The sequence below is a fragment of the Bradyrhizobium sp. 197 genome (assembly GCF_023073375.1).
GTDB lineage: Bacteria > Pseudomonadota > Alphaproteobacteria > Rhizobiales > Xanthobacteraceae > Bradyrhizobium.
This window is the reverse complement of record NZ_JADPJJ010000105.1, coordinates 1-7,391: the sequence shown is the minus strand read 5'-3', so window position 1 is coordinate 7,391 and position 7,391 is coordinate 1. Positions and strand designations below refer to the sequence as shown.

Below are 7,391 nucleotides of genomic sequence, written 5' to 3'. Positions count from 1 at the left end.
AATCGAAGGTAGATTTCAGATCGAATGCGTGAGCGACATACGCGGGCGCGCATAGCCGCGCTTCTACGGGAGCGCCAGAATCGTCCGCAATTGCTCCTTTAATTGCTCGATAGAGAACGGCTTGCCGATTGCGGGCGCATGGCTGAACTCCTCCTCAAGCGGCGGTCCGCCATAACCGGTGCTGAACAGGAAAGGGATTTTCCGGTCGCGCAAGATGCGCGCTACCGGGAAGACACGTTCACCCGCCAGGTTCACGTCAAGCAGCGCCAGATCGAACGATGCCCTGGAGGCAAGTTCGCACGCCTTTGGCACGTGGGCGGCCGAGGCGACCACCTTCAATCCCAATTCCTCGAGCATGTCTTCGATCATGAGGGCCACCAAGCCCTCATCTTCGACCAGGAGAACTCTGGCGCCGGACAGCTCAACCATTGGACGATGCAAGCACAATGGGAAACACCATACGGCAGCGGGTGCCCTCCGGCTCGAACACCAGATCGAACTCGCCCGCGAGGTCATGCTCGACGCAACGCTCCATCAGTCGCGTGCCGAAGCCACGCCGCTTGGGTGGCGAAACCAGGGGCCCGCCGCGTTCGCGCCACTCACATTCCACCGCGCTTTGCGGCAGTTTGTTCGGGCCAAGCCGCCAAGTGAAGGACACAGTCCCATCGGGCACCGAGAGTGCGCCGTACTTCGCGGCGTTGGTCAGAAGCTCGTTCAGCACCATGGTGATGCTCAGTGCGGTGCGCGCGTCCAGATCGACGTGGGGCCCCTGCGTCGTCACGCGTCCGCCCGACACCGGAGCCACGATATCGTAGACCAGCCTTTCTAAAGGTGCCTCCTGCCAGTTTCGCCTGGTGAGCAGGTCATGCGCGCGGGCAAGCGCAAGCAGCCGCCCAGTGAACGTTGGCAGGAATTCCGGCAGGTCGGCGGCGTGGCGCGCGGTCTGGCTCGCGAGCGACTGCACGGTGGCCAGAGTGTTCTTCACACGATGGTTGAGCTCGTCAATTAAGATCTTTTGGGCGTTCTCGGCGCGCTTGCGCTCGCTGATATCGACCAGCATGTTGATGGCGCCGACCAGATTTCCCGCGGCGTCTCGCAGGGGCGTCGGATAAGGAATAAAGGGTACGCGTCTGCCGTCCGGGCGTTCGGCCACCGCTTCGGCACCGCGGACCTCACGGTTTTCGCGCAGCGCGACGGCCATCGGGCACTCATTGTGCGGCAGTGGCGTGCCGTCGGGCCAATAGAGTTTCCAGGTCACACACCATTCGTCGCCCGGCTGCGGCGTTCTGCCCGCCATCTCGACCGCCGCCCGATTGTAGAAATTGATGCGACCCTCGGCATCCGTCGTGTAAATGGCTGCTGGCAGCGCCTCGAGGAGATCGCGCATGCGTTGCTCGCCGTCGCGCAGGCGGTCCTCCAGTTGCTTGGTGGTGGTGACATCCTGGGCGACGCGCACGCCATAAAGGAATCGGCCTGCCGAATCCCGCACCGACGAGCTGAAAATGTCGAGATGGCGCACCGACCCGTCGGGCCGCAGTGCACGCTTGCGAACCGTGTAGTTGTCGATGTCGACGCGGACTTGACGCGCGTACAGCTCGGCATCCTCGGTCTGGTCATCAGGATGGGTGTAGTCGATGAAGGTCATCCGCAACAGCTCGTCGCGCGACCGGGCGGTGATGCGGCAGAGGGAATCGTTCACCCGCAAGAAGCGGCCGTTCTCATCGGTCTCGGCGATGCCGACGCTGGCGGCCTCATAAGTTGCTGCGAGCCTGGCTTCACTAGCGTTCCGTGCCTCTTCGGCAACACGGAGTTCAGTGACATCTGTCGTGAAGCAGCGCGTGTTGACGAACTTGCCGTCCACAATGCGGCTGTTCGACGTAATCAGCACATTCCTGATGGAGCCGTCACTTGCCCGCAGCCGCGCAGGAAAACGATCGAGCGGCTCACCGCATGAAAGGCGCTGAAGGATATGGCCGATCACCGGCGCGTCGGCATGAAACTCGGCAACGTGGCGGCCGATGTACTCCTCGGGCCCGTAACCAAGCAGATCCAGTTCGGCTTTATTGGCGCGAAGGATAATCCCCTCTCCGCTCACGATATGGAGACCAACAGCGCTGTTGTCGAAAAAATCCTCCAACTCCTGCGTCTTCCGGCGGACTTCCTCCTCCACCTGCTTGCGTCCGGTGATGTCCTGGAAGCAATTGATGGCACCTTGGATGCAGCCAGAATGATCGCGCAACGCCCGGATGTTGACCAGGGCCGAGAAGCGGGAGCCATCCGGCCGTGCCATTATGACTTCGGCATTGCGCGTGGGCGCTCCCAGACGAACCGCCGCGGCCATGGGACAGTCGGCATGGGCAAGCGGAGTTCCATCGGGCAGGTAGAGCTGATGCGAACCGCAGAAGCGCTCCTTCTTGGCAGGGTCAGGTGTTCGCCCCCACGATTCCACGGCCTCGGTGTTGTAGGCGACGAGCAGTCCCTCCGCGTCACAAAGATAGACAGCGCCGGGAATGGCATCGAGCGCGGCGTGGCCGGCCGCGACCAGCGCTTCGAACTCTGTGGGCCTTTGGCGGGGGGAGAGCGGGAATTCTTCGACGTTTGACATGAGAGGCGCTCGGCTCTCGGGGGCGAGAGGAGCGACGGCCCGATGCGGGCCTCGCCTATTTGAAATGAACATGGGCGGACGCCCTGCGGTCCGCCGAACCCACCCTAACGTATGGCGCGCCATTTGGTTCCGCGGAAGGGCCGGCAAGTCACCGTCACATCTGAGAAAAAGCGGCCCGCAAATTGAGGCGGCCTCAATCTACGGACGGCAATACGGCTACTCGACGGGCGCGGTCCCACACTTGAATTGCGACGCCGTCCACATATTGCTTGGCTTGGGCAATGGCAGCGTCATCGTCTTCGCACTCGACGATCACGGGGGGCTCCTGAATGTGCCCTTCTTTATCAAAGCGATAGAGGCGATACTCCGCCATAGCCAGCACTCATGGGCGCTACTGTGATGCGCAATAATTTACCCACTGTTCCATCCAATGCAACACTTTGGCAGGGCTGAATTAGGTCCGCGGCTCAAATCAAAGCAGGCGTCGAGGTCGGCAGGCCAGCACCGGGGCATCGCATACGAACAACTCGGCAGCCCAGAACGGATCACGAACGCGGCTGCGCCAACGCCATGTCCTCTTCGCGCAATCGCGTCGGTTTGCCCGGATCGCGCTGACTCCCCACTAACCGGTGAACTGAAGTCTCAGGAATGCCGGCTGGCCTCAGACGGGCCAAACAACAGGCGACTTCGATCAACATCAAGGAGCGGAGGCGTCCCAGGCAACTGAGGCCGCTCACCTCCTTACGATTGGGAACTTCATGGTGGCCCGCCCCGATTGTTTGGCGGAAAAGCGCCGTCTGGCGGGCACGTCGCCGCCGGGCACCCACCAGAGGGTTTAGCATAAAGAGACAATCATATTGGGAAAGTTGCCGCCCATAGCGCATCATTTGCAATTTACTCCTCCGAGAGTCGCCGGCTCAAGAACTCACGTTCAAGATCTGAGAGACGAGTGCTCAGCAGACGGCGGTAGCGGTGGACATTGTTGCGATGGAAGCGAAGCCGCGCGAGCTTTTCGTCCATTGTCATCTGAGGCTCCGAACTTCAGGCCGAGCGCACGCTCGGTAATCCAAGGCGACAAGGCTTCCCACCGGGCGGCGTTCGAGGGCCCCCGTCCAGGGCACACAACGCGTTCAGGATCTCGTCAAGCGATACCGGCTTCTTAAATCCGGCTGGTGCGCGCATGGACAGGCAAGATTGAATCCCAGAGGCGTCGGAACCCCACGACGCCAGGATCGCGCGCTCTCGGCCAGCGTCAGGGAGCACGTGCAAGCGGGTTCGCTGTTGAAGCAACTTACTACGCTAGCCGCAATCGTGCTGACGCGGACCGTACCGGCCTCGCCTCTTTCTGGTCAGTCCCCAACAGCAGTAGTACTTAAGTACCTGCCCGCCTAGCGTCATGTCTCATCGAGAATTTTCCGTACTTTCTCGGCCAGCGCGCGAAACGTAAACGGCTTGCTCAAGAAGTTGACCCCCGCATCAAGTCGGCCGTTGTGGACTATTGCATTGCGCGTGTAACCCGTAGTGAACAACACCTTGATCGTCGGATGCAGCCTTCTAGCGTGATCTGCGATATTTTTTCCGTGAAGATTATCCGGCAGCACCACATCGGTGAAAAGTAAATCGATGGTCCGAGACGATTCAAGAAAGCCGATTGCCGATGCTGCATCCGCCGCTTCAAAGACTTGATATCCGAGGTCACGGAGAACTCCGGATGAATAGGCACGCAAATCATCATGATCTTCCACAACTAAGATAGCCTCGTTCCCCCGTAACATTGTTGCAGTTGGCGGGATGCGATTTACCTGGTCGTCGGGGCCTGTCTGGGATCGAGGAAGATAGATTTTGACTGTCGTGCCATGACCTAGTTCGCTATAGATCCTGATGTGCCCACCCGTTTGTCGCACGAAACCGTAGACTTGGCTCAAGCCTAGGCCGGTGCCTTTGCCGACCTCCTTTGTGGTGAAAAATGGCTCGAATACGCGGTCTACGGTAGCCTTATCCATTCCGCTTCCAGTGTCTGTAACGGCCACCAAAACGTATTGGCCGGAAGGGACGGGTTCTGGCAGTGCAGTAACATACTCATCGTCCAACCATGTATTGCCGGTCTCGATTGTAAGTCGTCCGCCGCCGGGCATTGCATCTCGGGCATTGACAGCAAGATTAAGGATCGCATGTTCCAGCTCTGACGCGTCAGCCAAGGCGCTCCACAAACCGGCGTTGCCTACGATTTCAAGCCGGACCTGTTCTCCCAATGTGCTGTTAAGCAATTCCGTCATTCCCGCGAGCAAGCGGTCGACATCAATTGACCTTGGATCGAGCGGTTGGCGGCGCGAAAATGCCAACAATCGCGCGGTGAGCGTCGCCGCTCGCTGGGATGCGTGATGCGCCATTGCTTGGGCACGCATGATCCGCGCAAGCTGTGGTGCATCGGACATACTTGCAATTTGCCGGCCGATCGTCTCAAGGCCTCCCATTATCACTGTGAGCAAGTTGTTGAAGTCATGTGCAACCCCACCGGTAAGCTGACCGATAGCTTCGAGCTTCTGCGCCTGACGCAGCGCTGCTTCCGCCTCATTCCGACGCGCAATTTCTTCCGCTACACGCTGTTCAAGCGTGGCATTCAGCTGCTGAAGTCTCAGGGATGTCGCCGATACATCTTTACGCGCGCCATCAAGCGCTTTAGCGAGGTGCGTCGCATGAGTCGCCGCCTCCCTGGCGGAACGTTCGCGTGCCAGCGCTATATGAACCCTTGCCTCGGTTTTAAGTAATTCGATTAGTAGCGGAAGTCCCGGCTCTATTTCATTCCAACGGACACACAAATTCCTGCCGACAAACATCAAAATTGCCGCAGGGGCTGCACGAGACACGGCGGGAACGAGTGTGTTTGGACCAGGAAACGCCACCTCTCCAGAGAACTCGCAGCCGCGCGACGCCTGGTTTAAAAATGAGCGCCAAGACGGGCCGCCAGGCAGACGCTGATGAAATCCCTGAGCTGGCGCAAAACTGCCCGTTTCCTCATCTTTCAGGAAAACAAGAAATGCTTCGCCTCCCATTTCCCTGGCCAAGCGGGCCGAGGCTTCCTGCCTACCGGTGGCGTTGGCAAATCCATTCAAAAGGCACGCCCCATCATCGTTCAAGTGATCTACTCGGGAAATACGCAGACCACCGCGGTGCAATTGTGAAAGCCACTGAACTGGCCTTCCGCCCGCGCGATCTGACCGTGGGTATTACATCCCGTCAGTGGAACATCGGAAACTCTCTCCTGCAAGCTGGCGAGCTCTGAGCCGAACTCGTCTCCCATCCGCAGCCTGGTAGCGACGCAATCAAAGAAAAGGGCTGCGGCTGGACGCCCGCCTAATGCAGACAGGGCAGCATTTGAAGCCACCTTCGCGGCAGCGACCGCTGATTCTGTACTAGTCCTCATGATTCTTACAACTGACCCAGTGGGGACCTCAGCGGCGCATATAACTGCGCCCTCTGCGTCGACAGCAAGGGGCACCCGCAAGCGATGCTCGACCCCTGTCTCCACTCCAATGATATTATGCAGGAAGAATGGTAACGGTTCTTTCCGATCCAAGTTCTGAGCGGTTTCCTTGGCGTGTTCTTCGAACGCTTCGATAGCAGGGAAGCCATCGAGACTGATCACCCGCATTCCGTCGCTTGCCGTTACGCGATAGGCTTTTGAAGCGGGTCTCCAGCCGTGACTAACGCCTACCCCCAATGGCTTCGAAGAAAGAATTTCCAGGGCGACCGCGGCGTCGGACAAGACTTCGTCACCACAAAATACCGTTGTCTTTTGGAATTGAGCGTTGTCCCCCGCGCCTCCACCAAAGAATTGATATTGACCGGCTGTAGCTAATGTCAGCTCATCCACCAAGATATCAGCGTGTCCGGCTAGAGCATCAGCCAAAACGAGAGCGGATCGAAACGGAAACTGGCCGGGTGGTGTGGGTGTAAACCTGGAAACTATCTCTTGCGCGGCCGAAGCGGCATCCCGCGCGAGATTACGCCCGATACTGTGTGAAAAGACTACGTCCTCTCCTACCAGTCCCATTGCGCAGGCTAAGCCTTGCCCGCTCGTCACATTCGTAAACTCACCTGCAGACGAGGCACCGACAACTATCGTTTCGGGCAACTCCCTTTTGATGGCCGAAAGCATCGCTTGGTGATCATGCTGGGGAGCTGCAAATACGACCAAAGCGTCGGGCGATTTAGTTAGGGATTTTTGCACTTCAGCAGCCAAGTACTGGCCTGCACTCGCGCTATCTCGCAAATCGGTTGAAACCACCGATGCCCTCATATCCCCCCCAAAAACGTGAACGGTCGTAAACGGCTAGGAGGGGAAATGGTTCCAAATGGCGGTCCCCCTGGGACGGCGAGGGAGATCGTAGCAATGCGTTGAAAGCTGAGGCACTCGGGGGTGTGAGTAGAATGCGAGGTAAGAGTTCAATCAGTAAATACAATCGATTAGGGTGCGTCGTTCCAGAGAGGGCGGGACGGCGTTATTGAAGTACAAATGAAGTTGGGTGCCAGCTCCGTGTTCGCGTGACATGTGGATGCGCGCACCCTGGGGAAGGCACGATCGACGCGGCTTCAGCCCACGGGCAACCTGATGGATGCTGGGCGACTTCACCGTCGCTGTTTCGCTGCGAGCGTTTGGGGACGAGCCGAGCGATCCAACCACGCTCTAGGGTCTGTTGGGATTCAGGATTCTCATCGGGGCTTGGTTGTGATTCAAGCTTGGGATGGACCGATTCGTTTTGACTGACGCCCAATGGGCGAAGAT

General features: G+C 58.8%; 5 protein-coding genes. All 5 read right to left on the bottom strand.

The window, feature by feature from the left end; all coding sequences use genetic code 11:
- Positions 1 to 63 precede the first annotated feature (63 nt).
- Entirely contained in the window at positions 64 to 429 is a 366-nt protein-coding gene (locus IVB27_RS25130) for a response regulator (protein WP_247445851.1), read from the bottom strand.
- Positions 422 to 2,605: a PAS domain-containing sensor histidine kinase gene (locus IVB27_RS25125; RefSeq protein ID WP_247445850.1), complete on the bottom strand. Its 2,184-nt coding sequence runs from the start codon at positions 2,603 to 2,605 to the stop codon at positions 422 to 424. The genes IVB27_RS25130 and IVB27_RS25125 overlap by 8 nt, the downstream gene beginning before the upstream one ends.
- A gap of 193 nt (positions 2,606 to 2,798) precedes the next feature.
- Positions 2,799 to 2,978 carry a hypothetical protein gene (locus IVB27_RS25120; RefSeq protein WP_247445849.1) on the bottom strand — a complete coding sequence of 60 codons (180 nt, stop codon included), beginning with the start codon at positions 2,976 to 2,978 and terminating at the stop codon, positions 2,799 to 2,801.
- A gap of 1,021 nt (positions 2,979 to 3,999) precedes the next feature.
- Positions 4,000 to 5,742: an ATP-binding protein gene (locus IVB27_RS25110; protein ID WP_247445848.1), complete on the bottom strand. Its 1,743-nt coding sequence runs from the start codon at positions 5,740 to 5,742 to the stop codon at positions 4,000 to 4,002.
- Positions 5,743 to 5,747: 5 nt separating this feature from the next.
- Positions 5,748 to 6,893, bottom strand: a complete 1,146-nt coding sequence (locus tag IVB27_RS25105; RefSeq protein WP_247445847.1) for an FIST signal transduction protein — start codon at positions 6,891 to 6,893, stop codon at positions 5,748 to 5,750.
- Between the last annotated feature and the right edge of the window lie 498 nt (positions 6,894 to 7,391).